The sequence below is a fragment of the Desulfomonile tiedjei genome (genome assembly GCA_016212925.1).
In the GTDB taxonomy this organism is placed as follows: domain Bacteria; phylum Desulfobacterota; class Desulfomonilia; order Desulfomonilales; family Desulfomonilaceae; genus JACRDF01.
The window spans coordinates 213830-238364 of sequence record JACRDF010000010.1 but is presented as its reverse complement, the minus strand read 5'-3'; the positions used below and the strand labels follow the sequence as shown (position 1 = coordinate 238364).

The following is a 24535-nucleotide window of genomic DNA, read 5'->3' as shown; positions in this document are numbered from 1 at the left end:
CAGAATCTTCTCTTCAAAAAACGAATTTCTCGGGCGGGCGGCGTTCGGGAACGTAGGCGTGGGGTACCTTTTCGTCGTTCCATTCCTGCGAGACGTAGAGATTGCAGTAGCAGCTTCCGTATTCTGCCACATCCGGGGTTCTATACACGCACGGGCAGATGATATCTTTGTCGTTCTCGCGGCTGTTTGAAGCGAGCCTGCAGGGACAGCACATGTAACCGTACCGTTGTTTGTTTATCAAAAGCCCGTCAAGGAGTTCGAATACCTTTTCCTTGTCCTTGTTGAAATAGTACCCCTTGGGTTCCTGCACTTTCCGCAGCATTTCGTAGAGTTTCTCAGTTTCCGTCATATTCTGAAAGCCTCCCTTACTAGGTTCTTGCAGATGCTTTCGTTCGCGCAAAATAATTCCGAGGTGGGTGCACTGAGGCACATTTCTCGAAGAATGGCGGGCGCGGCCCGTCCTGCAGGAGGCGCCTCGCACACGCGTAGGGCGGGCCGCGCCCGCCACATTCCGATTGCCAACGGCATCCTTTATCGAAGCGCTGTCCCAAACGCCCAAAACGACCTCGATCAATTAAAGAGCGTCACCACATCCGCAATGCTGTCAAGCACATAGTCAGGGGAAAATGAGTACTTCTGCAAGTCGCCTCTTGAGGTGACCCCGGTCAGCACCAGTGCAGAGGCAATTCCCGCGTTTTTGGCAAAGAGGATGTCCGTTTCCATACGATCTCCCACCAACAGGCACGCGGACTTGGGAAGATCCAGCCGCTTTAGGGCCAGTTCCGCAATGTCCGCAGAAGGCTTCCCGAACACGCGGTCCGGAGGCCGCCCCGCTACCGCGGCCACTGCGGCAACAATGGCTCCCGCGCCCGGCTCAAGGCCGCCCGTGACCGGAAAAGTCACATCCATGTTGGTGGCCCATAACCGAGCCCCGTTTTGCAATGCGATGTGTGCTTTCCTGAGTTTTTCAAAATTGAAGCCCGAGTCACGGGCCACAACGACTATGTCAACTTCTGACGGCTCTTCCACAACGGTTATCCCTGCTTCCACGATTCCCGCAATCAGGCGGGGTTCGCCCACGACCATGATTCGCGCGTCGCGACGACCTTGCGAAAGAACGTAAATCAACGCGGATGCAGACGTCACCACCTGTTCGGGCTGGACGGGCAATCCCAGATTAGTGATCTTCAACGCCAGGTCGGACGCCATCGAGGTCGCATTGTTGGAAAGGAACATCCAGCGAATGCCCATTCCGGAGAGGATTTTGTATGCTTCGTCCGCGCCGGGAATAAGGGTCCGCCCTCTGTTCACAGTACCGTCCAGATCGGCAAGAATGGCCTGATATTTACACTTCATCGAGGTTCCGACGCGGCCCTTTCTCCGGACCGCACGACCTCGTCGCTGCCGGGTGAATCCGGTCCTGTCGGGGACAACGTTCCTTGTTTCTCAGTTGTCAGTTTCAGGTTGTACCTTGCATTCGCATACTCCGGATCCAATTTGAGCGCTGTTTCAAAATCCTTCAGAGCGGCCTTATAGTTCCCCATTTTGTAGTGAAAAAACCCTCGATTGTTCCATATCAGCGGGTCATTGGGACCGACTGTCACGGCCCTGTCGAAATCCTCCCCAGCCTGGGAAGGATTTCCCAAAAGGAAAAAGCTAACACCCCTCAACCCGAGCGCTCTGGCGGCATTGGGGCTAGCCTTGAGCAGCGCATTGAGGTCCTCAAGCGCCAATTTGGGCTCATCCTTGGAAAGATAAGCCACAGCCCTATCGTACAGAATTCGTGGTTCCCCCGGCAGGTTTCCCAGCGCGCGCGTAAAATCATCAATAGCTGCATCGTAAAGCAGCCTTCCCATCAGCGTTAAGCCTCGGAGCGGGAACACTTCGTCATCCGATGGGTCCAGATCAGCAGCGGTGGTCAGATCCGCCGCCGCGCGCGCAGTTTCGTTCAATTCCAAAAACATTCGGGCTCTCTCTTTGTACGCCTCGGCAAGGCCCGGATCCAGCTCTATTGCGCGATTGAGGCTCGCTAGAGCGCCATCCGTATCCTGAGTCCGTGCCATCGTGACCCCGGTATAAAGATGCGCGGCCGGATTCAGCGGCTCTCCGGTAAGCGCCGCCTTTAGAATTTGCTGAGCGTTGGCGTAATTTTTTAGCAATATGTGAGCCCTGGCGCGAAGGATCAGAGTATCTGCATCATTCGGCCGATGGGCAGAGAGATTTGCAAGGCTGTCAAGGGCCTTTTGCGGGTGCCCGGCCTTAAAATAAACCAGCACTTTCTCCTTGCGTACTCCGTCATCGCGAGGCAGAAGGGCTTCCACCTGGGTGTAATCTGCCAGAGCTGAGGCATATTCCTCCAATTTCACGTGAATCCGGGCGCGGATCAGAAGCGCTTCCGGCTCCTTTGGTTTGAGACGAACCAGCGCATTGGTGTCTTCCAGCGCCTTTCGCGGTTTGCCTCCCTTAAGCAGCGCCTTAGCCCTCATTTCGAGAGCGAGCGCCGAGTTCGGCTCGTAATTCAACGCGCGAGTGTATTCATCCTCGGCCTTGGCGAGAGCCCCTTCCTTTTCGTAGATCATTCCTTTAAGAACATAGGCGCGCCCCATTCCGGGTCCGGTCACCAGCGCCGCCTCCAAGACACGCGAAGCCTCTTCTATCTGACCGAGGGTGATCAGGCACTCCGCTTTTTCCAGAAGCATGTGCAGAGTCTTGGGCGCGTGGCCCAGTGCGGACTTGAAATCTTCCACCGCGTGGGTACAGTCTTTCAGATCTTTGTAAGCCATGCCTCTGGCGAAAAAGAGTGCGGCCAGCATCTTAGGGCTGATGGATGGTTCCTTGAGAGCTTCATCCAAGAGAGCGATTCGCTTGGCAGGGTCCTTTTCAGCATGGGACTGCTGGAGGAGGGAAGCGACGTCGGGTTGGGACACGGCAGTGGACGGCAATACGAGCAGGAAGAAGCTGAACAGACAGAGAGCGGTTACGCCCATCATTACGCCTTCACAATTGCGTTCGGAGGAGTATCATCGGTCGATACGACCTTTCAACTCGACGACCAGAGTTTCAATAATTTTGTCAAATTGCCGCTGCATCAGTATCATGTTTTCTCTCATGGACAGGATGACCTCCACCCCCGGAAGGTTGACCTCCAGGTCTCTCACCAGGTTCGATATTATGCGCAGACGCTCCACCTGATCCACAGGAAACACCCTCTCGCTGCTGGTCTCGACTTCTACGGAGCGGACCAACTCCTCTCTCTCCAATTCGGCGAGAAAGCCCTCCTCCAGATCGAATATCTCAATGATTTGCTTCCGGTAATAGTACTCGTCCGCCATAACCACTTCCTGACCGTTTCATCCAACTATAGCCTGATATCTGACCGAAGATCGCCCTCATAGAAGCGATCCAGCTCTGCGGCCGCTTTGTCCGCCTCGGGATTCCGGGAGGTTGGGACCTGAACCCGCACGGTAACGTACATGTCTCCCGGTACTTTCGTCTTAAGATTGGGCACCCCTTTCCCCTTTAACCTGAGACGCTGCCCGGACCTGGTCCCTCGCGGGATCTTCAATTGCACCGGCCCGCCCGGAGTAGGTACCGTGACCTCGGCGCCGTTCATTGCTTCGCCCACCTTGACCGGAAGGTCCAGCAACAGCGAGTCTCCCTCGCGTTTGAAAATCGGATGGGGCCTGACATGGGTGATAATGTACAGGTCCCCGGAGGGGCCGCCGGCCGGACCGGGCTCTCCCTTTCCGGCAAGCCTGATGCGCGAGCCGTCATTCACTCCCGCCGGAATGTTCACGTCTATGGTTTCCGAAGCCGGCACCGCGCCTGTGCCATGACATTCGGGACAAATCTCTCCAGAGCGGCCGGTTCCGTTGCAATCCGGGCAAGTCTGGCTGAAGTTGAAAGGTCCCTGTGCCACACGCGTTCGCCCCGTGCCTTTGCAGGTTTGGCAGACAGAATCGGTTCCGGAGCTTATTTGGCCGGTTCCTCCACACCTTGAACAGGCCTGATTCTTTTGGAGCGTAATGCGAGTGGTTGCTCCCTTGATCGCGGTGATGAAATCCACTTCCAGGCTGGATTCAATGTCCCGACCTCTGGCAGGACCTCGTGCCGCGGAGCCGGCAGCTCCAGCGCCAAAGAGGTCGCTGAACACGTCCTCGAACCCTGAATAACGGAAGGATTCCTGATCAAAGCCTTTGCCACCGCCATAGGCGAACCCGCCTCCGCGTTGGCCAAAGCCGCCTGCCTGCTGCCATTCGCGATACTGCCGGGCTTGTTCGGGATCAAACCCGGCACGGAGACCTTCGTACCCGAACTCATCGTAAATTTTACGCTTTTCAGGGTCGGAAAGCGCTTCATGGGCCTCGGAGATATTCTTGAACTGCTCTTCGGCTTCCTTGTTGCCAGGATTAACATCGGGATGGTACTTCCTGGCCAGCTTCCGATACGCCTTCTTGATTTCGTCCGTGGTCGCGTCCTTGCGGACGCCGAGCACAGCATACAAGTCCTTATCCGCCATCAGCAAGCCTCCTATCCGGCAAAGGGCTCGCTGAGCACAGGAATTGAGATCTGTGAATATGAATGTAAGAAATTGCTCTCATTTTCGGTGATTTTCCTGGCGCGTCCGTATGCTTTGCTCCTGAATAATTAATTACTATCAGGGCATTGTCAAGCTCGCGGGGCCGACCGTGCAGGCTGGGGCATGGCCCGGCAGTGAGGTCGGCGAATCTTCGGGTCGAGCAACAATTTATCTTGACAGAATCTATCAAGATATCTACTATCGTTTCACCTACCAACTTAATCCCAAATCTTGAACCCCGGCGAAAAACCCTGCGATGATGAAATCGCCGCCGGGTTTCCTTTTTTTGTGCACCATCCCTTACAATAATGGCTATTATACAAGTTGTAAGTGCATTCGCATCGAGAGGTGCAGCCGCCCCTCTTAACGGCTAACTGCTAACGGAGTTCAATCTGATATGCGCGCCAAAGTAACCAAGCATCAGAAGGTTCCCGTTGTGACGCGCCTTTCTCGTATCTTTCCCATCTTCCAATGGTTGCCGGCCTATCAGAGGGGGTCGTTACGGCCAGATATCACGGCCGGATTGACCTTGGCGGCCTTTACCATTCCAGAGGCAATAGCCTATGCGGAGTTGGCAGGTCTGCCTGCAAAAGCAGGTTTGTACGCGGCCATCGCGGCCCCGGTTGTTTACATGCTGTTTGGGACGTCGCGCCAGCTCGCGGTTGGTCCAACGTCAGCCGTGTCTGTTCTCGTCGCTTCGGGGCTGGGAACTCTCGCGATCTCTTCTCCGGATTATTACGCTGCATTGGCCGCTACCACAGCGGTGCTCGTCGGAATCATAGCCCTTGTTTCTTACGGGGTCCGGTTGGGCTTTCTGGTCAATTTCGTTTCTGAGTCGGTCCTGGTGGGCTTCTCGACAGGGGCCGCGGTGTACATCGCCGCTACTCAGTTCAGTAAGCTCTTTGGTGTTACCGGGTCGCATGGCCACTTTCTGGATCGAATGCTAGACCTAGCGCACCGTATAGGAGACACCAATGAGTGGGCATTGGGACTGGGAATTGCGGCAATAGTCATTCTGCTCGCGGGTGAACGCGCCTTTCCGAGGTTGCCCTGGGCACTGATTGTTGTGCTTGGGTCAATCGGATTGATGAGCGTTACCGACCTTGGTGCTCGAGGCGTGCGTGTGGTGGGCGAAATCCCCAGCGGGTTTCCGCTGATGGCCTGGCCGCCCATTTCCCTCCCGGTCTTCGGAGACGTGCTGCGAACAGCCGTTGGGGCCTTCTTATTGGCTTATCTCGAAGGAATGAGTATGGCGCGAATGTTCGCGCGGCAACATAATTATCGGGTTGATGCCAACCAGGAGCTGCTGGCTCTGGGCTTTGCAAGCTTGGGCGCAGGATTGACTCAGGGTTATCCGGTAGCAGGAAGTTTCTCACGGAGCGCGCTGAATGACGAATGCGGAGCGAAAACCCAACTGGCCAACGGAATAGGCGGCTTGGCACTCGTCTTCGTGGTCTTGTTCCTCACCGGCTTGTTCACCAATTTGCCCGAACCGATCTTGGCTGCGGTGGTGTTGGTAGCCGTACGAGGCCTGTTTAAGGCGGCGGCCTTGCGCCGACTCTTCCGGCTGCGGCCCGCGGAGTTCTGGACCGCGATCGGTGCCCTGGGCGGCGTGCTGGTCCTAGGGGTACTGGACGGAGTTATCATCGGTGCGCTCCTGTCCCTGCTGCTAGTCATAGCCCGAGCCTCCGAATCCCGCATCAGCGTGCTCGGCAAGGTCCCCGGACAGCCGCAGTTCACCAACGTGCGCGACAATCCGGCAAACCTCATCATCCCAGGCCTTCTCATAGTCCGGGTCGAAGAAGGTATATTCTATGCCAATGCCGAGTCGATCCGGGATCAAATTATGGCCCTGATGTGGGATGCGAATACCCCGATCGAAACGGTGATACTGGATCTGGAAATGACCAGCGACCTGGATCTTGCCGGCGCCGAAATGCTCGACGAATTGCACTCGGAATTGCAGGATTTGGGTGTGCGCTTGAGGCTGGCAAGGCTTCAGCGGTCCGCGCGCGTGCTCTTGGCCCGCGCCAGGATCTCCGGGAAGATCGGGAACAAGAATATCCATCCTCGCACCCTCTTTGCAGTGGCAGCTTACCTCTCCGAAGAAGGGGCGGCCCAGCGGCTAGGATGCGACATCGTCCCCGACATGATCAGATGCGTGCAGGACTTGGTGCTTCAGAGGTGCGAGTTGGAAACCGGCAGCGACCGGGAAATGCTCGACGATGTCTGTCGCCAGCTCGACGGCATCCTGGAGTGTCTCGAGAAGCTAAACTGCAAAGTTGGATAAGGGCTACAATCTGCTTCTCCTGATGGCAAAGGACATGTGTGGGGCAGTCCCATCTAACCTACCCATAGGCGCTGCCAAACTCGCACCCCAGGCGCGGGTTCCCCGGCCTCCCGGAACATTTCTGTGAATTCTCGAAGATTGTGATAGAGTTCATCAAGCGTTTCACCCGGTTTTCGAGGCCCGATGGCGCACCGCGGCGCCGTACCGGCGTCGGGTAACGGCAGCCGACAAAGTTACTGTTTGGAATGAGAGATATGATCATCGATTCACATGTTCATTTGTTGCCAGGCAAAGTCCGAGAGGACCGCACCCCTTACTGTCAGCACGATCGCGCCTTTGCTGCGCTCTACTGCTCCAATAAGGCCAGGATCGTTTCCGAAGACCAGATAGTGGGGTATCTCGACTCGTCAGGAATAGATAAGGCCGTGGTGTTCGGGTTCCCCTGGGAGAACCACGACTTGGTAAGCCGGAACAACGATGAGGTCTGGGAGTTTCACCAGAAATATCCCGACAGAATTATTCCGTTCGCTGTCCTTTCAACTTCCGGAGGCGACGAGGCGTACCGCGAGGCGGTCAGGACCTTGGCCGCGGGATTTGCCGGACTCGGCGAATTGGCCATGTACCACGGAGGCTGGAGTCTGGCCGATTTCGAGGCCCTCAGCCCTAGTCTGGACTTGGCGGAGCAGCATAAAGTTCCTGTAATCATTCACGTGAACGAGCCTGTCGGGCACGACTATCCGGGAAAAATCCCTGTGGATTTTCGCGGGCTGCTGCGCATCATAAAAGCCAATCCGGACGTGGATTTCATCCTGGCCCACTTCGGCGGCGGAGTCTTTGTTTATGCGCTCATGCCCGAAGTGGGGTCGATATTGTCACGCACCTACCTCGATACAGCGGCTTCTCCATTCCTATATGATTGCAAGGTCTTCGATGTTGTAAGCCGCATTATGGGGCCGGACAAGATCCTTTTCGGAAGCGACTATCCTTTGTTGCCCCTTAAGAGATACGCCAAGGAGTTGGACAAGGCGGGAATTGACGGCGACCTGCGTAAGGCCATCCTGGGAGAAAACTTCATGAAACTACTGAGGAAAAGGCCTTCAGTGGAGTGAAGTCCGCATACTACATGAGATGCTCGCCGGAGATTCCTTGGGGAGGCCTGACCAAATCGACCGCAATTTGCCCGTCGAAGGATTCATGATTAAAATACTGAAAAATTGCTGAAAGGAGTACAGCAAGATGAGGACGTTCTATGCAATTATTGCGATGGTTGCCCTGATTGGGATAGGTGCCACGGCCGCATCGGCTGACGAATACTTCGTAATCCGAGACAGAGACGGCAGAGTCGCGGTAACAAGCGAATCGCCGGGCTACGGTTGGTCCGTAGTACAAGGACCCTTCGCGACACCAGATGAGGCTACCAGAGCCGCAGGCAAGGGCACGGAAATCGCGGCAAGCCCCGTCTTCCCGCAGACCATGTCCAAGAATCTGGAAAGGAACTTTTACGTCATAAGAGATAGAGACGGACAAACAGTTGTTACGAGCGACAAACCGGCCTATGGCTGGTCTCGTGCTCAAGGGCCGTTCGCATCGCGGGATGAAGCGATCAGAGCAATGGGATCAGGCACCGAGTTTCCGCTAAGGACCACTTTCCCGCAGACCTTGGGAGAGGTTAAGGCGCATCAGTACTTTGTCTGGCAAAATAGAGACGGCCAAATCGCTGTAACGAGCGAGATGCCCAACTATGGTTGGAACAAGGTGCAGGGACCATTTGCGTCGAGAGACGAAGCGGTGAGAGCATCAGGCTCAACCCTCAGCTTTTCTCAGGTACCGTCTTCCGCGCGATAGCCGCGGAGGCGATTTCACCGGAGAGGTCCGGAGGAGTTCTTTCTTTTGAGGAAGAATTCCTCCGGAACTCTCGCCAAGACCTGTCGGCGATTACTTGGCCCCCGTCATGACGATAGTGACTTCTCCTTTAACGCATTCCTCGCCATTCGCGTAAATAGAGCATGCTACGGTACGACTGGTGCGCCCTTGTTTCACCATTCCGGCTCTCAGAACAATCTCCGCGTCGAGGGGAACAGGCTTGAGGAATTCGATGCTCATGGCCCTGGTCCATCCTGTAGGGAGGTCTGCGTTTTGGCCCAGGTCAGTACCGTGATTCCGGCATTCGAGCGCAACCGCGGTCCAGGCGGAATGGCAATCGATTAGGGTGCAGGCTATCCCGCCATTGAGAAATCCCGGATAAGAGCAATGGTGCTTCTGCCCACGCCACCGGGCGATTGCTTCATCCCCTTCGAGAAAGCTCTTCAGTCCCAGTCCATTCGGATTGTCTGCGCCGCATCCGTAGCAGTGCCGTATAGGTGCGGACGGGTGTAAGCGATGCTGTAGCGGAACCGTCTCAGGCATGGTGATACTCCGTGAAGATTGTTCAAATCATAGGAATGCGCTTCCGTACAGGTGAACATGGCAGGCATCCCGCGTCCCGCGGGACCGCCACCAAATTATGGTAGCGGCCGGCGTCCCTGCCAGCCATTGCTAATGTCACTTCTTCGAACGCGCATTGGTATTACATGAGGAAAATGCAGCGAGGACCTTTCCTCAAAGTGGGCTACCCAAAGTTTCCGAAATAATTGGGAGTTTTTGAAAGGGGTGCCGGGGGTCCCGCGTTACGCGGTATCCCCGGCATACCGTCAAATGCTTTCAAAGTTCTGCAATCACTTGTAGCCTTTTCAGCTTGCTGCCTTCTTGTTCTCCGCGAAGTAGGCCTCTGCCTCATGGGGAAAGATCGCGTGGATGAGGGTCTCTTCCTCGGTGAGGCCGGGGAATTTCTTTTCCAATTCAGGCCACATTGGGGGCAGCAACTCCGCCGGTCGAACCGTAGTAGGCTTCTCTCCTTTGAGGACCCGTTCCTGAAGCTCCTTGTTCACCGGAGCTGGGGTTTCGCCGTACAAACCCTTGAGCAGGTTCGCAGTATGGTTCGCAATTATCTTGTATCGGCCTAGGACTACATTGAAAGTGGCCTGTGAGACTACGATTTGAGAAGTCGGTGTTACCAGGGGGATCCAGCCGAGATCTTCCCGGACTCTCGGTATCTCATCAATTATTTCATTCAGTCTGTCCAGAGCATTCTGTTGCCTGAGTTGACTGGTAAGATTCGACATAACGCCGCCGGGTATCTGCGTTACCAGCATCTTGCAGTCCACTCCGCTGTACGGGGCCTCGAACTCGCTGTAGTACGACCTCATCAGCTTGGCTTCCTCGGCGGCCTTAGTCAACTTTGCCAGGTCGCAACCGGTGTCGTATCCGAAGCGGTGCAGCGAATAAACCAATGATTCCGTACACGGATGCCCTGTCCCGCCCGAGAACGGGCTCAACACGGAATCTATCATGTCGCATCCCGCTTCTACTGCTTTCAAAGCGGACATCATGCCCAAACCGCAATTGTCGTGAGTATGGAGATGTATAGGAACATTAACCGCCTTTTTGAGCGCGCTAACCAGAGCAAAAGTGGTTTGGGGGTCTATCAGGCCGGCCATGTCTTTGATGGCTATCTGGTCTACGCCTTTGTCTTCCAACTGCCTCGCCTTGGACACGAACTTCTCGATTGTGTGAACAGGGCTGATGGTAAAGCACACAGCGCCTTCCGCAATTTTGCCGACCTCTTTGACCGCCTTTATTACCATTTCGTGGTTTCTCACGTCGTCAAGAGCGTCGAAGATGCGGAAAATGTCTATACCGTTTCGCGCTGAGGCTTGCACAAACTTCGCGACTACATCGTCGGAGAAGTTGGAATAAGCGACCAGGTTTTGCCCGCGGATAAGCATCATGTTTTTCACTTTGGGCATTGCATCTTTTAGGATTCGTGCCCTTTCCCAGGGGTCTTCCTTAAGATATCGGACGCACACGTCGAAGGTCGCGCCGCCCCAGGTTTCTGCTCCGTAAATCCCGGTATCCGCAAGCTTTCGGGCAACCTTGAGCAAGTCCTCGAGCTTGATACGAGTGGCCACCTTGCTCTGGGACCCATCTCTCAACGTAATATCGAATATTTTCACTTTCTGCTTCGCGGTCTCTGAGTTCATTGAATCCTCCAAGTACTATGGTGCCTTTCGGCCCTGGTAGTCCGGCTTGCCAAAGCCGTTCCATGCGGCGGGAAAATCAACATGTTAATATAGCACACCGGCGCCCGTTGAGGATACCGGGATTTGCGGGCCGCCGGTTCTTTTTGAATGTGAACCCAATTGGCGGGGATGGAATTCACCAAGATCGCACGTCACAAATCTCGCGAAAGGCGAGCCATACCCGGGCATCCTATTCGGGCTTCAAAATAGGGGTCGCGTTTTTCGTCAAGGACTTTGAATCCGTGCTTTTCGTAGGCGCGCTGCGCGGGTGTATTGCCAATATATATGTTGATCTGGGAAAGCCTGTAACCTTGGCGGCGCCCTTCATCGAGCATCTTCTCGAGCAGCCGGCTGACCATGCCCTGCCGCCGAAACTCCGGGACTGTTGCCACACTGTCGATAATCCATGCTCCTTCAATGTCGTCAGGAATGCATTCCAAGATCCTCTGCGACTCTTTACTTGTTGCCGCTGGTGGTGGGGGCACTCCAAGTTTGCTGAAGACCTCGGCCACCGCTCTTTGAAGAGCCGGGAAACCCAAGACAGCGGGGTCGTACCCACCCAGGCCTGCTGCCGGGCGGCCTTCCACTTCAGCCACCATATAGCGCGAATAATGAAACTGATGAGGGATTTCTGTACCAGACACAAGTTGCAGAAACCCGAGGCATTTCTCTTCGGGCTCATCAAGAACGACTTCCCATATTCCCCGCTTCACATGCGCTCGTCCTGAAGTCAATATGACCCACGCGAGAAAGGCCGAATCGTCGGTTCGCGCGGGCCGGATGTTCGCGTCCATGGCACTGGTCCTTTCCGTTCTGTGACGATCTTTGAGGAATGATACGAGTCTGTTTTCAAACAGGAGTTTTTCGGGGGAAACTTTTTGTGTAAAAAGGTTTCCAGCGTGCCCTCTTCGAGAAAACTCCATATTGCCCACTTGGTAGTTTCCGCTATCAGCGGAAGCCACCAAGTGAGCAGAATATAAAAGTTTTTGGAGAGGGGTGCGGGGAGGAACCTTTTTACAAAAAGGTCCTCCCCGCAATTTCCTCGTTTGATCAAGATCGCCGCATGGCTGCTGTAACCAAACTTGCGCCGATCAGTGCAGTTCCACCGCAGCGATTGAACCAGCGTCGTGTTTTCGAGCTTCTCACCTTCTCCCGGAGATGGCCGGCAAAGAGCGCATAGAGGGTGGCATTCAATGCCGCAAGAACGAGAAACGTCCCACCCAACAGCAGCAGCTGTGGCAGAGCTTCTGCCGAAGGGACCACAAATTGAGGCAAAAACGCGATGAAGAAAGCTATGCTCTTCGGGTTCAGCGCGGTGATGACAAACAAATTGGTAAGCAGGGATCTGCCGGAAGCTGTCTGAACTTCGCGACTAGGCGCTTCTATATCAGGGTTCGCTCGCCAGAGCTTAACCCCGAGGTACATCAGGTATAGAGCGCCCAGTATCTTCAGTATGGAAAAAAGTGTGGCGGACGCGGCCATAACAGCGCCAAGCCCTGCAAGAGAAAGCGTCATGGCTGTAAAATCCCCGACGGTGACGCCAACGACAAGCGGAACCACCGCTCTGCGCCCATGTGCCAGAGAATGGCTTATCACAGCGATGATCGTCGGGCCCGGGATAACCAGAACAATCCCCGCGGCAACAGCGAAAGCTATCCATGTCTGAAATGTCATGAATCACCAAAAGGAAGGCTATCGCTTTTGCGCCGTTACTGTGGCTTCTTTCTCGTCTCCTCGATTACTTCTTCAATTCCGTCGGCAACATTCCGCCAGGCCGAATCTTTGTCCCGCCATTTGGTGACAGCCTTTCCATTCTTTGGCAAGGCTTGCAGCTTCGCAAACGGCGATTTCTTCCAGCTGCAATCACGCACAATGATGGGAACCACTCGCGCCTCTTTATTCTTGTCCCTTTCCAGCGCCCGTTTCATTTCCTTTTCGTAACAATAGTCCGAAGCGATAAAATTGGCGCTGACCAGCAGTAGAATGATGTCCGCGGCCTCCAGGTTTTCGTCGATCCTCTCCTTCCACTCGTCACCCGCCTCGATTTTCCTGTCTTGCCAGGATTCCACCAGTCCCCGACGCTCCAAAATCTTCAGGTGCGTTTCCAATTGATCGCATAGGCTTTCATCCTTGTGCGAATAGCTGTAGAACAATCGTACTCTCTGCCTAAACTCACCCTCCGTCCTGTCCTTTTTGCCGGTCCGATCGAGGTCCACGCCGTTCAGGAGTTGATCCACGCCGAGTTCGATAACTTCATTGCCTACGACTTGCGTAAATTTCTTTATGCCTCTCTTTTCCATCACCAGCAAGTGATCATATGATACGACTACATTGGGGTAATCCGGCAGAGGAACCATTGCCTCTGGGTTCAGGTTACTAATATCACGGTGAATTCGTTCGCAATCTGACCGGATGACTGCCAGCAGTCGGCGCCGACCGGGAACGGGTCCGGAAACCGAAATGAAGACCTTCTTGTCTTGCGCGTCGGCCTTCACCAAGGCCACATTGCCCTCAAACCTCAGAATCACTCCCGTGCGCCAGCGCGGGTGCCCCTCACTGACCGCATGGGTGCGTACAATGAATCGCGGGAGCAGCCCTTCCGGCAACACCGGGTAATGATATTGAAAATTCAGGCACTCCTCGGCCTTGAATGCTGCTGAAGCTTCCGGCTCTTGTTTATCAAGCAGTTCAGGAATCAGGTAATGTGCATCGTCATCCGGATAGCTGAAGCATAGATCGAACTTCTTCATCAAATCGAAGAGAAAAAGATGCATTCTTGCAGGATATTCACTGGCCGTCAGGATACCTGGTATGTCACGCAAGCGAATGTCGCCCTTCTGTTCCACTAGCTTATTCGAATTCAGAATAGTGTAAAGACCGCTGGTGACCCAACGGGGATTCAGCACGTGCATATCCTGCAATCGCGGATCATCCTTGTAATTTAACGCGATTCCGAGACTGTGCAAATAGAATGCAAGCGATTCCTGAGCGGCGGGATCTTTTTCACCGAGCCTCGCGCAGAGCTTTCGGTATTCGTCAAAACTCAGATAGTTCTTTTTCATCCCTCCAACCCTGTCCTTGATGCGGAACCAACTCGCCGGGAAGGCATCGCGCAAATGCTCTAGGCTATCCGTCTCAAGCTTAATTGCATTCAAAAGTTGTTCGATTCCGGTCCCATCCTCGCAATCTGTTCTGATGAAATCGCGGATAGCCGGAAATTTCTGTCGAAACGCACGACGGTTAATATCAAAGGGATGCTCTTTGATTTTGTTCAGCACGATGACTACGGGCGAGTCGCGTCCAAAGCTTTCGATAAGCTTGAGCCAGTATTCCGCATCTGCCTCCTCCCCCCCTCCGCGACCATCAAGCACCAGCAGGTAAAGGCTGCGTTGTGTGAGGAAGAACTGGTGGGTAGCGTGCATGATCTCCTGGCCGCCGAAATCCCAAATGTTCAGCCGCACATTTTCGCTCTCGTTGAGTGGAAGTTTCCATTCGGTGATCTGAATACCTTCCGTCTTCCTCTCGTGCCCATCAAATCGGTCATAGACTAATCTGTTCACAATCGAGGTCTTACCGGCGGCTCCGCGACCCACCAGAATGAGTTTGGCTTCATTGAGCGGACGCCGAGCGACCCTCATCCTAAAGTAGTACTCGAGAATCCTGTTAGTCTTTCCCTGATACCCTGTCCCAGGCGCGTCCGAACTGCTCAGATCGAGAAGTTCCTGCGGCAAACCCAGTTCGGAATTTCCATGAAGGTGCAATTTCCCGAGGGAGCCAAGGCTCTTAAGTGATTCAGGCAAGTCGTTGAGTTGGTTCTGCGTCAGATCGAGATTCCAGAGCCGCCAGAGTTTTCCTATGGACTCCGGCAATGTCTTGAGATGGTTCATAGAGGCGTCCAGTAACTGAAGCCGTGAGATTTTTCCGATGGATTCCGGCAATGTCTTGAGTTGATTGCTATATACGTAGAGTTGGCGTAGTTGCGAGAGTTTTCCGACGGATTCAGGCAAAGTGGTGAGCTGATTGCCAGGCACAATTAGCTCCTTGAGCTGGGAAAGCTCTCCGATCCATTCGGGCAACGTGCTCAACTGATTTCTCGAGATTTTAAGTTTCTGGAGTTGTGCGAGTTTTCCGACGGATTCAGGCAAAATGGTGAGCTGATTGCCAGACACATCTAGCTCCTTGAGCTGCGAAAGCTTTCCCATCCATTCGGGCAACATGCTCAACTGATTGTGGCTGGCTTTGAGGACTTGGAGTTGTAAGAGTCCTCCTATGCATTCGGGCAAAATCGCAAGCGGGTTGCCAGACACGTCTAGCTCCTCTAGCTGCGAAAACGTTCCGATCCATTCGGGCAACGTGCTCAGCTGATTGTGGCTGGCTTTAAGGACTTGGAGTTGTAAGAGTCCTCCTATGCATTCGGGCAAAATCGCAAGCGAGTTGAAAGAGACATTCAGTTCATGGAGGTTTGAGAGTTGCCCTATAGATTCGGGCAATTTCGTAAGATCCGTGCTAACTACGAAGAGGCACTCGAGTTGCGAGAGTTGCCCTATGAATTCGGGCAAAGTCGTGAGTCGGTTCCTGTTGATGACCAGCGTCCGCAGCTGCCTGAGTTGTCTAATGGCCTCGGGAAAAGTCTTGAACTCATTACTTTGGGCGTCAAGACGCCGGAGACTGTTGAGGTTTGCGAAGGATTCAGGGAATTCTGTTAGGCCATTCCGTTGGAGGTTGAGATCTTGGAGGTGGGAGAGCTGCCCGATAGATTCGGGCAGTTCGGTCAAAAGAAGTCCCGCCAAATCCAAATCAAGTGATTCAGTCTCAAGGGCCTTACGAATACGATATTCTGCCTCCCCCAAATTACCTCTTGGCTTACTCTTCATGTTTCCAAATCCAATGCCCGTGGGCGGTGGTAGTGCGTTGCCTCATAATGCAACTTGAGGCAGCGAGGCAGATTCCTCAATTATGTCGTGGCATTGATTGATCCGGTCATTGGTTAGTGAACTTGATGTTTTGGCAAGTGGACAATCCTCCCATGGACCTGGGCCATTCATGGGCAGTCCACGGTAAGATATGCACACCCCCGCCTTAATTCGCTATCCAAGCCGGATAATCCCAGGAAATGTAGCGGGATGTCAAGCGAAAAGATGAAAGAATCTGCTGTTATTCCACACATTTCCAGGATTTCAACTCATACTAGGCAGCGGAAACGGGGGTTCACCGGGTACGGTCAAGCGCCTTGAGAATAGCGGTGCGTCACTTGGGCACGGCACGCCGTGCCCCTACGCAAGAGGGCGGAAGCCCCTACGCGAATCCGATCCGTCTAGTTAGGCCGCGATTCGCTTTCCCTCAAGAAGTTTCAGGCATAGAGAGCGCATCTTTGCCAGTTCACGCTGGAACTCTTGTTGAGCCTCTTCCACGGGAAGAGTGTCAAATAGGTCCGGGAGTTGAACTCCGTGACTCATGATCTGATCGGCGACTTTTTCCCTCAAGCTCTTTCGCACAAACAGACAATTCTCAGCATTAAAGAATAGCCGAAGCGCATCGTTTGAGCTTATTAGCCCGCCAGTGAGTGACTCGATGATGCCTAGACAAAGCAAAGCAAACGAAGTGCCCTGCTCGTCTCGGTTGCCTGCCTGCGAAAGTAAGCCCATAAGATTTATGCTGTTTCTCATATGTTAAAGGCCCACGAAACTAATGTGTGCCGATCGTAACACAACGTCGGTCATCAAGATACCTAGCCGCATAGAGGAGGGCTTGCCGGACATCCTCATCTTCGAGTTCCGGGTATTCCTGACGTAACTCGTCGCGATTGGGGTAGGTAGTTGCCAATTCTACGACGCGACGAACTGTCAGGCGCATGTTCCGTACGCAGGGCTGGCCGTTCATGCGAGCGGGATCTATGGTGACTCGGTCCAGTTTCATCGCTAAATGCCTCCTGCTTTTCTTATAGCACATCCACGCATGCGGACCTATCACCACTCCCATTCTTTCTCATCAAAATGGGTGGAAGCAGGAAAATCGAGTAACAGATCGTCATCTGTCTCAGGCATCTGCTCGGCCCCCCCTGCCGATCCGGTTGCAGGTTCGAGAATGATGGCCCCGTCCCGCACTTGCAGCTCCACTTCATCGCCCAAACCGGCTTGGGCAATCAAAGACTCGGGCAGCAGTACACCTCGCGAATTCCCGATTCGAATCAAACGGGTTCTCATAAAATGATCCTTCCGGCTGAAATGGAATTGCATTATCAGCCCTGTTCAAGGCTCACGTCAAGCTTGGGCGGAAAGGCCAGGGATTGAAGTCAGTTGCCACGCTGCGGATTGGCTTGACAGTCTCTATACCGATTGGTATACTGACCCAAGGATGATGGGAACTTTATGAGGTAAACCGGTAAAATGGACAATCGTTCCAACATATTAGAGCACGCATTGCACCTGTTCGCCGCTCGCGGATACGAGGCGGTCGGTGTGCAGGAAATAGTGGATGAAGCCGGCATCACGAAGCCCACCCTGTACCATTACTTCGGGAGCAAGCGTGGGCTGCTGAACACGCTGCTGGAAGAACATCTTGCCGTCCTGTACCGATCCGTGGAAGAGGCGGCCGATTATCACCGCGATTTGCCTTTTACCCTCAACCGAATCACCGCGACGTACTTCCACTATGCAAAAGAACACGGGCTGTTTTACCGGATGCTGCTGTCTACATGGTTTGCCCCGCCGGACAGCGATGAGTTCAAGGCCATGGCCCGCTTGGCCGGGAGGCAACAGCGGCTTTTAGAGAAACTCTTTATTCAGGCCGCGAACGACCACGGCAACATGAAAGGGCGCCATCGAGCGTATGCCGCTACCTTCCTGGGGATGATAAATACCTATATCGGCTTGTCGCTCAACGGGTATATCGAGTTGAATGACCAACTTGTGTACAAAGCGGTTCATCAGTACATGCACGGCATCTTTTCCTGACGGCGTCTTTTTTTTTGCCCTGTGGCTATACCGATCGGTATAGCAGACTGATGACTGTGCACATCACTTCGGAGGATTTCTCATGAAACACTGGGCTCTTGATTCAGTCTTTTACCACATTTATCCGCCAGGGCTCTGTGGTGCTCCGCGACGCAACGATTTCAACTCCCCCGTCGTTCCGCGGCTGGAGCAGCTATACGGCTGGATTAACCACTTGCAGAATCTAGGCGTGAACGCTGTATGGTTGGGCCCGGTATTTGAATCAAGTGTGCACGGTTACGACACAGCAGATTATTTTCAGGTTGACCGCCGCCTGGGATCCAATCAGACTCTGAAAGAGGTTATTGCCGCTCTGCATCAAAACGGCATCCGGGTGGTACTCGATGCGGTGTTCAATCACGTTGGAAGAGATTTCTGGGCCTTTCGTGATGTGCGACAAAATAACGAGCGTTCGGCGTACTGTGACTGGTTTCAGGGGCTCAACTTTGAAAAGCGAAGCCCGTTTGACGACCCGTTTACTTACACGAGTTGGGACGGTCATTATGACCTGGTGAAACTGAACTTGCTCAATCCCGCGGTAAAGGCGCATCTTTTCCAGGCAGTGAAGATGTGGCTGCACGAATTCAGCCCCGATGGTTTCCGGTTGGACGCGGCAGATTGCATTGACATGAGTTTCTTGCAAGAGCTTGGGTCCCTTTGCCGAAGCATCCGACCCGACTTCTGGTTAATGGGCGAAGTTGTCCACGGCAATTACCGAAAGTGGGCCAACTCGGAGACTCTCGACTCGGTCACCAATTACGAGTGCTACAAAGGGCTTTATTCCAGCCATGTAGACCGAAATTACTTTGAAATCGCGTACGCATTGAACCGCCAATTTGGCGATGGCGGGCTGTATTGCGATGTGCCGCTATACAACTTTGCCGACAATCACGATGTCAACCGGGTTGCCGGCAACCTCACGAATCCGGCGCACCTGTACACGCTCTATTGCCTGCTCTTCACCATGCCGGGCGTTCCTTCGATCTACTACGGCAGCGAGTGGGGTCTGGAGGCAAAGCGGACGAACGGAGACGACAGGGCCTTGCGCCCGCATCTCGACCTCGCAACCCTGTCCCAAACCAGCCCACACCCTGATTTGGTCCGAGTCATCGCCAGGTTGGCCAAGATTCGCCGCAGCTCTCAAGCGCTCACGTATGGCAATTATCGACAACTATCTATCAGGCATGAACAGTTTGCGTTTGCTAGACAAACAGCAGACGAGCACGTGGTTGTTTTGGTCAATGCATCTGAAAAACCCGCGCGTTTCAAACTGGACATTCCAGCGTGCCGTGGCACCCGGTTGATTGACCTGCTAAATCCGGGAGAAGCCTTCCCCGTATCTAACGGACATGCGACAGTAAATGCCGTGTGGCCGTGTTGGGCACGCATCATGGTGGTGAAGTGATTCAGCGCCGGGAGGTGTGGTGGCAGGTTATAGAAGCTTTTTGAAGATTGACCGGAGAGGCTTTATTTAGCGAAAGAGGCCGGACGCTCCTTGGTCTTGCGTCCAACCATGATACGGAAACCCACGCAGTCCGCATGGGAAGGCGATTCGGCCTGATCACGATAAAGCATAATGATAGAAATTCCAAGGAAGCAGTCTTCATGAAATTTTAGCTTGGACCTCATAATGCCTCAACAGTGACGGGGAATATTGAAGACAGCATGAATTGAGGCAATGAGGGGGACATTATGAAACCGTTTATTGCGTTTGTGATGGCGCTAGTTGTCACATGTCAGACTGCACCGGTCTTCGCCGCATCAGAGAATTCGGATCGCGCCACAGACTGCGTCCAGTTGGTGGAAAAAGCCATATCCTTTATCGAAGAAAAAGGCGGCGACTACGCACTTAAGGTATTTTCCGCACAGAAAGGTCCTTTCATCGACAAGGAGTTATATGTGTTTGCAGTCTCGATGGAGAATGTGATACTGGCACATCCGTACAGGAGAGATCTCATAGGCGAAAACGTGAGTGAAATGAAAGACCTCAAGGGAAAACCGCTCTTTGCCCATTTCAAGCAGACCGCTGAAGAGTCCGGGTCGGGCTGGGTAGAATACTGGTGGGCCAAAACCGCGGAGAAAGAACAGTTTCAGAAAGCCAGCTTTGTCAAAAAAGTCCCCGGGCGCAACATGTATGTGGGCGCGGGTTACTATAAGTGACACAAATGTCAGCGATTCCCTCTAATCACACGACTCAACGAAAGGTGCGACATGGGCTGCAAGGCTTATTTCGATGGTTCGTGTTTTTTGAACTACTGCGGGATTGGCTACGTGATTCGCGATGGCCGCGGTTTTCCCATTCATCAGGCTTCTGAATTTGCAGGTCGCGGGGACGCTCTCAAGGCCGAATATTTGGCACTGCTCGCTGTCCTGGAACGCCTCTATTCCTTAAGAATTGATGAGGCGATTATACACGGGGACAGCAGAACCGTCGTGTGTCAGGTCAACGGCCAAATGCATACCCGTGATTCAAACCGTTTTCGCGAACTTATTATGAGAATGCGCTGGTTTCTCGGTGAACATCCCGGCTGGCGCCTAAAGTGGATTCCCAGGCAGGAGAACGGGCAAGCCGACGCGCTGGCCACCGAAGGTCTCAGTGAGATTCGATCGGTCAAGTAATGCCGCCGCTGCGGTATTAGGCTGCTCCTCTCCAGTACTTGATCAGAACTACAAACGTGATGTAGTGCGTCACCAACAGCGCAGGGACCCAGAACGCGGGGATCCAGTAGGCTGGGCCCATGTGCGGTGGGGCTCCATAGATTGTGGCCAGTGTTGTCGCCAAAAGAAGATCCACCGTGCCTTCCACGTTGAAAGTCCAAACCAGAAATCGGCTCCCTCTGAAATCCCTCGCCACTGCGGCAATCGAGGCCAGAGCCAACAGAGCAGCCAGGAGATCGCCGTACGCAGCCGGATAAGCAAACTGCGGCGGAATGCCGGGATAGGTGGCCCCCGGGCGCCAGAAACATCAGTCCAAGGTGTCGGAAGGAATGCAGCAGAAGAATTGGCAGCAGCACGGTCCTGGGACTGAGTTCGGGGAGCCTTGGCAGGACGTAGATCCTGGCCGCAATCCAAAACACAAAGGTGCTGAAGAGCAGATTAATTGTGAGAATGTTCATGGTACGGCCTCCGGTTCCCGGGAAGTCGTGCAGGGGTGTCGAGCACGCCCAGTCAATGTCAACAAGCCCTCCTTCCGGCTGCCGGGCCGGTCGATGCCATGTTAGCCACCAATCATGGTGCGAACATTTCTTGCAGTATTGTCAGAGTCTTTTGAAGCGTAGATGCCGAAAGCTTTCCAAGTCTTCTCACTAAGCGTTCACGATCGACAGTGCGAATCTGGTCAAGGACTACATGGCCTGGGCGGTCTTCAAACCTGCACGGCACGCGGAATGGATAGGAATGGCTTCCAGTTGTCAGGGGCGCCACGATGAAGGTTTTCAAGTTGGAGTTGAGTTCGTCAGGCGAGACTATCACGCAAGGCCGGGTCTTCTGAATCTCGCCGCCACGAGTGGGGTCCAGACCGATCAAAAACACATCGCCGCGATGGACAGCCTCAGCCATCATCACCACTCCCATTCCTTCTCATCAAAATTGGTAGAATTCATAGGATCGAGTAACAGGTCCTCATCACGCTGACGCAATTCCTTCGCGGCCTCTGCCCAGCCTGACCGCGTACTTGTCGTACGTTCGAGAATTATAGCCCCATCCTGCACGCGAAGCTCCACTTCTTCGGTCAACCCGGCCTGAGCGATTAAAGACTTGGGGAGGCGGATGCCCCGCGAATTACCGATACGCACTAAACGGGTTTTCATAGAGCAATCCTTCCGGTTGAAATGTAATTACATTATAAGTCCGCATCGAAAGTCACGTCAAGAAGGGCTGGGACCTAACACCCCGTTGCCAGTTTCCAAAGGAAATGTCTTCCGGATAAATTCGCGCTCGTCCTCCTCGGTAACGATCTTACCGTCCAGGCGGGCGTTCCGAGTCGCACGAAGAATTGACGTGAACACCGGTCCCGGCGAGTAACCCATGCCAATGAGGTCTTGCCCTCTTAAGAGAGGCTTCACATACCTCAGGGTATTTATATAGTCTGCCAGGGCCATGCGAGTTTGTTCTCGGGCGCTCTTGGCCATCATGAACAGAAGGGCTTCCATGGAAAACCTTCTAAGCTGCGCCACTATTTGACTGGGCCGTTCCACCTGGCCCCTTGCAAACAGGGCCAGCACTTGGCGCAACTCGATCCGTTCCTGCCTAAGATTTGCCGCCTGCCATCCCGTTATGGAAAAACGGCGCATCGCAGCCTCAAAATCATCATCACCCAGCGTGTCGGTGAGCGCCAGGAAATATACGAACCAGGGTTCCAGATTGTCCTTAAGGAATAGAAACTTCCACCACGAGAGCACTCCGGATACGGCTTCCATGAGTTCCTGGGTTTTGGGGCCTAGTGTCAACGGAGGGTGGAGGGCCTCGACGATCCCGTAGCTTGCCATCAGTGTCAGGGGGGCAAGGGGGTTCTTCTCGTTGAGTATGTGAATGAGTTCGTTCAGGAGCCGTTTGCCTTCAACCCTATCGAAAACCTTGAGCTTTATGGCCCCCTTGATCAAGTTAAGCGTGTGCTTGCCGATAGCAAAGCCGAAGCGACTGCTGAAGCGCACCGCCCGCAGTATCCTCGTGGGGTCTTCCACAAATGCGAGGTTGTGCAGGACTCGAATGACCTTTTCTTTGATATCGCGCGCTCCGCCGAAGAAGTCGCTCACCTGGCCGAAGGTTCGAGGATTAAGGCTCACCGCCAGCGTGTTCATGGTGAAATCGCGGCGGTACAGGTCCCGTTTGAGCGAACTGGTCTCCACGGTGGGAAGAGCGCCGGGCCTGGCGTAAAACTCGTGTCGCGCTGTGGCTACATCTATCTTGAAGCCGTCCGCAAAAAGAAGGACCGCCGTGCCGAATTTCTCGTGGCCTCTCACTCGGCAACCCGGGAACTCCGCAGCCAGTCCTCTGGCAAATGGGATCCCCTCCCCTTCCACCACGAGGTCGATATCCAGATTGCTGTTTCTCAACAGGAGGTCCCGCACGGCTCCTCCGACCAGATAGACCTCTTCATGTCTCCTAGCAGCGACCTCGCCCGAGCGCCTCAAGATCTTGACTATGTGCTCCGGCAGGCGCTCCTCCATAAGCTTGCGGACGCTCTTGCTTCGCACGCGGCCTATTGGGAATTCTTCCGGCCCCGTGGTATCGCTTCTCCGGGGCAGCCGCAAGTGTTCAAGCAGATCGCTCCGGGAGATTACGCCGACCAATTTGCCATCTTCAATCACCGGCACAAGCCTGTTTCTGCCTCCAACGGTCATTTTCAAGGCCTTTTCGATGGGTTCCTGAGGCGTCACAAACACTACACCGGGATTCATGTAGTCGGACACTTTCGCCTTCTCCAGACCGTGGTGAATGGCCTTCTCAACCGCGTTGCGATGAACTATGCCCAGTATTGAGCCGTCTCGCACGACCGGGAGAGAGCTTACCTGGTAGCGGCTAAGGAAGTCGGCAGCGTCGCCGAGTGTCTGGTCAGGGCCGATGGTAATGACAGGTCGGCTCATAATTTCACCGGCTTTTTGCTTCGGACGCACTTTTTCGCGCAACAGAGCGACAACCTTTTCGCGAGCTTCGTACAAAGACATGTCTCTTACAGTTGCGCTTGCTGCCGTAGCGTGCCCACCGCCCCCAAATTCCGCGGCGATTTCACCCGCGTTGACTTCATCCAGGCTGCTGCGGCCAATCAAGTGGACCCGATCCTCCATCCTGACGATTGCAAAGATGGCCTCGAGGTTTTCCATGTCCTTAAGCTTATGGACAAGGATTGCCAGATCTCCCACATAACTCTCCGAGCTGGCGGCCGTGACGACTATTTCAAGTCCTCCCAGACTGACGACTTCCGATTCCTGTATAAGTTGATGAAGCAGTTCGATCTGATCTTTGCTCATTTCACTGGTCATCATGTTGGAAATGATGTTGAGGTTGGCCCCCTTTTCCAACAGCCAGCTCGCGGCTTCCAAGTCCGCGGGCGTGGTGGACGAAAAGCTGAATGATCCCGTGTCTTCGTAGATGCCCAGCGCCAGGACGGTAGCCTCTTCCGAGGTCAGCTCAATTCCCCGTTCTCGGATCTTTCCGATAAGGAGCGTCACTGTAGCGCCCACCTCGATGACGAACTCGACGTCCCCCTTTATGTCATCTTCCGAATCGGGATGATGATCGTACACATGGATTTCGGCTTGTCCCGAAGCGGCCACGGATGCGAACCTGCCTATCCTGCTGCGCTGCCGGGTATCAACGAGGATCAGCCGATCTATCTGGTCGAGATCAATGTCCTTGGCCCGTTCTATGGACAGGATGTACAGCGTGGACTCTATGAAAAAATCCCTGAGGTTTTTTTCCTGGGAACCCGGGAAAGCCACCAAAGCCTCAGGATAAAGCTTCTTGGCCGCGACCATAGAGGCAAATGCATCGAAGTCTGCATTCAAATGTGTGGTAATAACTTCCATTCCAAAATTCCGCCTGCATTCCGCCGAAC

The 24535-nt window shown here is 54.1% G+C and carries 24 protein-coding genes; 7 read left to right on the top strand and 17 right to left on the bottom strand.

All coding sequences use genetic code 11. The annotated features are described in order from the left end of the window. Positions 1 to 13 precede the first annotated feature (13 nt). The 5 genes from HY913_05190 to dnaJ form a co-directional block, all read right to left on the bottom strand. Positions 14 to 349 (bottom strand): ferredoxin:thioredoxin reductase, encoded by a 336-nt coding sequence (locus HY913_05190; protein MBI4962653.1) that lies wholly within the window; start codon positions 347 to 349, stop codon positions 14 to 16. Positions 350 to 570: 221 nt separating this feature from the next. Next, positions 571 to 1356 carry an HAD-IIA family hydrolase gene (locus tag HY913_05185; GenBank protein MBI4962652.1) on the bottom strand — a complete coding sequence of 262 codons (786 nt, stop codon included), beginning with the start codon at positions 1354 to 1356 and terminating at the stop codon, positions 571 to 573. Further along, the gene (locus tag HY913_05180; protein ID MBI4962651.1) at positions 1353 to 2990 is read right to left on the bottom strand and encodes a tetratricopeptide repeat protein; all 1638 of its coding nucleotides are present in this window, start codon (positions 2988 to 2990) and stop codon (positions 1353 to 1355) included. The genes HY913_05185 and HY913_05180 overlap by 4 nt, the downstream gene beginning before the upstream one ends. A gap of 30 nt (positions 2991 to 3020) precedes the next feature. Further along, the gene (locus tag HY913_05175) at positions 3021 to 3332 is read right to left on the bottom strand and encodes a hypothetical protein (protein ID MBI4962650.1); all 312 of its coding nucleotides are present in this window, start codon (positions 3330 to 3332) and stop codon (positions 3021 to 3023) included. A gap of 26 nt (positions 3333 to 3358) precedes the next feature. Further along, positions 3359 to 4519 (bottom strand): molecular chaperone DnaJ, encoded by a 1161-nt coding sequence (gene dnaJ / locus HY913_05170; protein ID MBI4962649.1) that lies wholly within the window; start codon positions 4517 to 4519, stop codon positions 3359 to 3361. Positions 4520 to 4976: 457 nt separating this feature from the next. Between dnaJ and sulP the strand changes: the two genes are divergently transcribed. The 3 genes from sulP to HY913_05155 all read left to right on the top strand — a co-directional run bounded on the left by sulP (position 4977) and on the right by HY913_05155 (position 8714). Further along, a complete protein-coding gene (gene sulP, locus HY913_05165) occupies positions 4977 to 6869 on the top strand; it encodes a sulfate permease (protein ID MBI4962648.1) in 1893 nt (630 codons plus the stop codon). Positions 6870 to 7123: 254 nt separating this feature from the next. Further along, positions 7124 to 7978 carry an amidohydrolase gene (locus tag HY913_05160; GenBank protein ID MBI4962647.1) on the top strand — a complete coding sequence of 285 codons (855 nt, stop codon included), beginning with the start codon at positions 7124 to 7126 and terminating at the stop codon, positions 7976 to 7978. A gap of 127 nt (positions 7979 to 8105) precedes the next feature. Then, entirely contained in the window at positions 8106 to 8714 is a 609-nt protein-coding gene (locus tag HY913_05155) for a hypothetical protein (protein MBI4962646.1), read from the top strand. A gap of 90 nt (positions 8715 to 8804) precedes the next feature. On the opposite strand, the gene HY913_05150 is transcribed toward HY913_05155, so the two are convergent. The 8 genes from HY913_05150 to HY913_05115 all read right to left on the bottom strand — a co-directional run bounded on the left by HY913_05150 (position 8805) and on the right by HY913_05115 (position 17190). After that, positions 8805 to 9275, bottom strand: a complete 471-nt coding sequence (locus tag HY913_05150) for a PaaI family thioesterase (GenBank protein MBI4962645.1) — start codon at positions 9273 to 9275, stop codon at positions 8805 to 8807. A gap of 323 nt (positions 9276 to 9598) precedes the next feature. After that, positions 9599 to 10948, bottom strand: a complete 1350-nt coding sequence (locus HY913_05145; GenBank protein MBI4962644.1) for a pyruvate carboxylase subunit B — start codon at positions 10946 to 10948, stop codon at positions 9599 to 9601. Positions 10949 to 11139: 191 nt separating this feature from the next. Continuing rightward, positions 11140 to 11781 carry a GNAT family N-acetyltransferase gene (locus HY913_05140; GenBank protein ID MBI4962643.1) on the bottom strand — a complete coding sequence of 214 codons (642 nt, stop codon included), beginning with the start codon at positions 11779 to 11781 and terminating at the stop codon, positions 11140 to 11142. Positions 11782 to 12037: 256 nt separating this feature from the next. After that, positions 12038 to 12661 (bottom strand): LysE family translocator, encoded by a 624-nt coding sequence (locus tag HY913_05135; GenBank protein MBI4962642.1) that lies wholly within the window; start codon positions 12659 to 12661, stop codon positions 12038 to 12040. Between the two features lie 35 nt (positions 12662 to 12696). After that, positions 12697 to 15861, bottom strand: a complete 3165-nt coding sequence (locus HY913_05130) for a TIR domain-containing protein (GenBank protein MBI4962641.1) — start codon at positions 15859 to 15861, stop codon at positions 12697 to 12699. Between the two features lie 444 nt (positions 15862 to 16305). After that, positions 16306 to 16653 carry a hypothetical protein gene (locus HY913_05125; protein ID MBI4962640.1) on the bottom strand — a complete coding sequence of 116 codons (348 nt, stop codon included), beginning with the start codon at positions 16651 to 16653 and terminating at the stop codon, positions 16306 to 16308. Positions 16654 to 16672: 19 nt separating this feature from the next. Further along, positions 16673 to 16903, bottom strand: a complete 231-nt coding sequence (locus tag HY913_05120) for a DUF433 domain-containing protein (GenBank protein ID MBI4962639.1) — start codon at positions 16901 to 16903, stop codon at positions 16673 to 16675. A gap of 50 nt (positions 16904 to 16953) precedes the next feature. After that, positions 16954 to 17190: an AbrB/MazE/SpoVT family DNA-binding domain-containing protein gene (locus HY913_05115; GenBank protein MBI4962638.1), complete on the bottom strand. Its 237-nt coding sequence runs from the start codon at positions 17188 to 17190 to the stop codon at positions 16954 to 16956. 183 nt (positions 17191 to 17373) lie between these two features. On the opposite strand from HY913_05115, the gene HY913_05110 reads away from it, so the two are divergent. From HY913_05110 to HY913_05095, 4 genes are all read left to right on the top strand, one after another. Then, positions 17374 to 17940, top strand: coding sequence for a TetR/AcrR family transcriptional regulator (locus HY913_05110; protein MBI4962637.1), 567 nt, complete (start codon positions 17374 to 17376; stop codon positions 17938 to 17940). An 82-nt stretch (positions 17941 to 18022) separates the two neighbouring features. Next, on the top strand, positions 18023 to 19384 hold the full coding sequence (locus tag HY913_05105; protein MBI4962636.1) for an alpha-glucosidase C-terminal domain-containing protein: 1362 nt from the start codon (positions 18023 to 18025) through the stop codon (positions 19382 to 19384). A gap of 287 nt (positions 19385 to 19671) precedes the next feature. Continuing rightward, the gene (locus HY913_05100; GenBank protein MBI4962635.1) at positions 19672 to 20139 is read left to right on the top strand and encodes a cache domain-containing protein; all 468 of its coding nucleotides are present in this window, start codon (positions 19672 to 19674) and stop codon (positions 20137 to 20139) included. Between the two features lie 51 nt (positions 20140 to 20190). Next, the gene (locus HY913_05095; protein MBI4962634.1) at positions 20191 to 20598 is read left to right on the top strand and encodes a ribonuclease HI family protein; all 408 of its coding nucleotides are present in this window, start codon (positions 20191 to 20193) and stop codon (positions 20596 to 20598) included. A gap of 16 nt (positions 20599 to 20614) precedes the next feature. Here the strand turns inward: HY913_05095 and HY913_05090 are convergent, their stop codons facing one another. From HY913_05090 to HY913_05075, 4 genes are all read right to left on the bottom strand, one after another. Continuing rightward, entirely contained in the window at positions 20615 to 20857 is a 243-nt protein-coding gene (locus HY913_05090) for a hypothetical protein (protein MBI4962633.1), read from the bottom strand. A 350-nt stretch (positions 20858 to 21207) separates the two neighbouring features. Further along, complete coding sequence (locus HY913_05085) at positions 21208 to 21552, bottom strand: type II toxin-antitoxin system PemK/MazF family toxin (GenBank protein ID MBI4962632.1); 345 nt, start codon at positions 21550 to 21552, stop codon at positions 21208 to 21210. After that, positions 21540 to 21788 carry an AbrB/MazE/SpoVT family DNA-binding domain-containing protein gene (locus HY913_05080; GenBank protein MBI4962631.1) on the bottom strand — a complete coding sequence of 83 codons (249 nt, stop codon included), beginning with the start codon at positions 21786 to 21788 and terminating at the stop codon, positions 21540 to 21542. Before HY913_05080 ends, HY913_05085 begins: the two co-directional genes overlap by 13 nt. Positions 21789 to 21845: 57 nt before the next feature. Next, the gene (locus HY913_05075) at positions 21846 to 24506 is read right to left on the bottom strand and encodes a CBS domain-containing protein (GenBank protein MBI4962630.1); all 2661 of its coding nucleotides are present in this window, start codon (positions 24504 to 24506) and stop codon (positions 21846 to 21848) included. Between the last annotated feature and the right edge of the window lie 29 nt (positions 24507 to 24535).

Excerpts from the sequence above, each read along its gene's own strand:
- HY913_05190 (MBI4962653.1), bottom strand. The coding sequence starts at position 349 with ATGACGGAAACTGAGAAACTCTACGAAATGCTGCGGAAAGTGCAGGAA.
- HY913_05185 (MBI4962652.1), bottom strand. The coding sequence starts at position 1,356 with ATGAAGTGTAAATATCAGGCCATTCTTGCCGATCTGGACGGTACTGTG.
- HY913_05180 (MBI4962651.1), bottom strand. The coding sequence starts at position 2,990 with ATGATGGGCGTAACCGCTCTCTGTCTGTTCAGCTTCTTCCTGCTCGTA.
- HY913_05175 (MBI4962650.1), bottom strand. The coding sequence starts at position 3,332 with ATGGCGGACGAGTACTATTACCGGAAGCAAATCATTGAGATATTCGAT.
- dnaJ (MBI4962649.1), bottom strand. The coding sequence starts at position 4,519 with ATGGCGGATAAGGACTTGTATGCTGTGCTCGGCGTCCGCAAGGACGCG.
- sulP (MBI4962648.1), top strand. The coding sequence starts at position 4,977 with ATGCGCGCCAAAGTAACCAAGCATCAGAAGGTTCCCGTTGTGACGCGC.
- HY913_05160 (MBI4962647.1), top strand. The coding sequence starts at position 7,124 with ATGATCATCGATTCACATGTTCATTTGTTGCCAGGCAAAGTCCGAGAG.
- HY913_05155 (MBI4962646.1), top strand. The coding sequence starts at position 8,106 with ATGAGGACGTTCTATGCAATTATTGCGATGGTTGCCCTGATTGGGATA.
- HY913_05150 (MBI4962645.1), bottom strand. The coding sequence starts at position 9,275 with ATGCCTGAGACGGTTCCGCTACAGCATCGCTTACACCCGTCCGCACCT.
- HY913_05145 (MBI4962644.1), bottom strand. The coding sequence starts at position 10,948 with ATGAACTCAGAGACCGCGAAGCAGAAAGTGAAAATATTCGATATTACG.
- HY913_05140 (MBI4962643.1), bottom strand. The coding sequence starts at position 11,781 with ATGGACGCGAACATCCGGCCCGCGCGAACCGACGATTCGGCCTTTCTC.
- HY913_05135 (MBI4962642.1), bottom strand. The coding sequence starts at position 12,661 with ATGACATTTCAGACATGGATAGCTTTCGCTGTTGCCGCGGGGATTGTT.
- HY913_05130 (MBI4962641.1), bottom strand. The coding sequence starts at position 15,861 with ATGAAGAGTAAGCCAAGAGGTAATTTGGGGGAGGCAGAATATCGTATT.
- HY913_05125 (MBI4962640.1), bottom strand. The coding sequence starts at position 16,653 with ATGAGAAACAGCATAAATCTTATGGGCTTACTTTCGCAGGCAGGCAAC.
- HY913_05120 (MBI4962639.1), bottom strand. The coding sequence starts at position 16,903 with ATGAAACTGGACCGAGTCACCATAGATCCCGCTCGCATGAACGGCCAG.
- HY913_05115 (MBI4962638.1), bottom strand. The coding sequence starts at position 17,190 with ATGAGAACCCGTTTGATTCGAATCGGGAATTCGCGAGGTGTACTGCTG.
- HY913_05110 (MBI4962637.1), top strand. The coding sequence starts at position 17,374 with ATGGACAATCGTTCCAACATATTAGAGCACGCATTGCACCTGTTCGCC.
- HY913_05105 (MBI4962636.1), top strand. The coding sequence starts at position 18,023 with ATGAAACACTGGGCTCTTGATTCAGTCTTTTACCACATTTATCCGCCA.
- HY913_05100 (MBI4962635.1), top strand. The coding sequence starts at position 19,672 with ATGAAACCGTTTATTGCGTTTGTGATGGCGCTAGTTGTCACATGTCAG.
- HY913_05095 (MBI4962634.1), top strand. The coding sequence starts at position 20,191 with ATGGGCTGCAAGGCTTATTTCGATGGTTCGTGTTTTTTGAACTACTGC.
- HY913_05085 (MBI4962632.1), bottom strand. The coding sequence starts at position 21,552 with ATGGGAGTGGTGATGATGGCTGAGGCTGTCCATCGCGGCGATGTGTTT.
- HY913_05080 (MBI4962631.1), bottom strand. The coding sequence starts at position 21,788 with ATGAAAACCCGTTTAGTGCGTATCGGTAATTCGCGGGGCATCCGCCTC.
- HY913_05075 (MBI4962630.1), bottom strand. The coding sequence starts at position 24,506 with ATGGAAGTTATTACCACACATTTGAATGCAGACTTCGATGCATTTGCC.